Annotated in this window: 1 protein-coding gene and 2 pseudogenes; 2 read left to right on the forward strand and 1 reads right to left on the reverse strand. The window is 63.2% G+C overall.

The features are described 5' to 3' along the window. Positions 1-124 precede the first annotated feature (124 nt). Positions 125-752, forward strand: a pseudogene (locus tag JZ792_RS41125) (IS30 family transposase); the annotation flags it as partial. Positions 753-759: 7 nt separating this feature from the next. Here JZ792_RS41125 and JZ792_RS41130 read toward each other — a convergent pair. Then, a pseudogene (locus JZ792_RS41130) lies at positions 760-933 on the reverse strand (IS3-like element ISMysp3 family transposase); the annotation flags it as partial. Positions 934-981: 48 nt separating this feature from the next. Between JZ792_RS41130 and JZ792_RS41135 the strand changes: the two are divergent. Beyond that, positions 982-1,236: a hypothetical protein gene (locus tag JZ792_RS41135; protein ID WP_216918395.1), complete on the forward strand. Its 255-nt coding sequence runs from the start codon at positions 982-984 to the stop codon at positions 1,234-1,236. Positions 1,237-1,361: the final 125 nt, after the last annotated feature.

Below are 1,361 nucleotides of genomic sequence, written 5' to 3' on the forward strand. Positions count from 1 at the left end.
CAAAAGCCGATGGGCAGAACTGACCCTCTACGGCATCATCCGCGAAATCCAACGCGCACTTGCTATCTGGATCGGTACCTGCCCACTATGCCACCACACCTTCCCAACCTAACAAAGTACTACTAGGGCCCGCGCCAAACGCGTGGCGTGGGCGCACGTGACACCCGATGTGTTGATCAGCGAGCGCCCCGCCGAGGCCGACGATCGTGCGGTCTCCGGGCACTTCGAAGGTGACCTCATCATCGGCACCGAACGCTCCGCGATCGCTACTCTCGTCGCTCGGAGTACTCGATTCACGATGCTGGTTCACCTGCCCCGCGAGCGAGGATGGCGAGAGTGCCCCGGTGAAGAACGGTCCCGCGCTCAGCGGTTACGGAGCGACGTCGATGAACAAGGCACTCGCCGCGGCGCTCGCGAAACTGCCCGTGCAGATGATCAAGTCGCTGACCTGGGGCCGAGGAAAGGAACTATCCGCGCATGCGGCGTTGACCTCGCAGACCGGAGTCGCGGTCTTCTTCGCCGATCCGCACAGCCCGTGGCAGCGCGGGACGAACGAGAACACGAATGGTCTTCTACGCCAGTACTTTCCGAAGGGAACGGACTTATCACGGTGGAGCAGAAGTGACCTGGCCGCGGTCGCTGACGCGCTCAACACGCGACCACGGAAGGTCCTCGGGTGGCGCACCCCGGCCGAGGCGATGGGGCAACATCTACAATCGCTTCTACAGCGAAGTGTTGCGTCGACCAGTTGAATCCGCCTTGCGATCCCGCATCGGAATGATGTATCGCGTCGGTAACCGGACGGCGTTGTCGGGCACGTAGCGCGATCGCGGCCCGGATCGCTGATTCCACGAACCTGGCGTGCTTGCTCGCCGCGCATTCCCAGCCCACGATCGTGCCGGCGTAGGTGTCGATGACGAACGCGGTATGAATCGCCCGGGTTTGGTGCCCACCTTCTTTCTTGGGAAGGATGGGCAGACCATGCCATCGAAGTACGACGAAGTGACCAAGGCCAAGGCGGTCCGGCTGGTCGTCGAGCACCGTGACGACTACGACAGTGAGTGGGCCGCGATCACCGCGGTCGCGTCCCGGCTCGCGGATTCGCCATACTCGTTGCTTCGGTCGTCCGGGACTCTCTACCGGCAAGCACCAGGCACCGTACGACTGCCAGCAAGGTCTCTACTTTCCGATCTCATCGGGTCCAACGGTGTGCCGCGACGCCGTCACCGCCCATAGCGAGGAAGATCGGCGAGCATGCCCACCGCTCACGATCGATCCCGAACCCGGCATCATGAGCCACATACCTACGAGACCCTCGGCAGGGTGATGACCCTGTTGTGCCACACCCCCGGCCCACTGGC

The sequence above is a fragment of the Nocardia noduli genome (genome assembly GCF_019038455.1).
In the GTDB taxonomy this organism is placed as follows: domain Bacteria; phylum Actinomycetota; class Actinomycetes; order Mycobacteriales; family Mycobacteriaceae; genus Nocardia; species Nocardia noduli.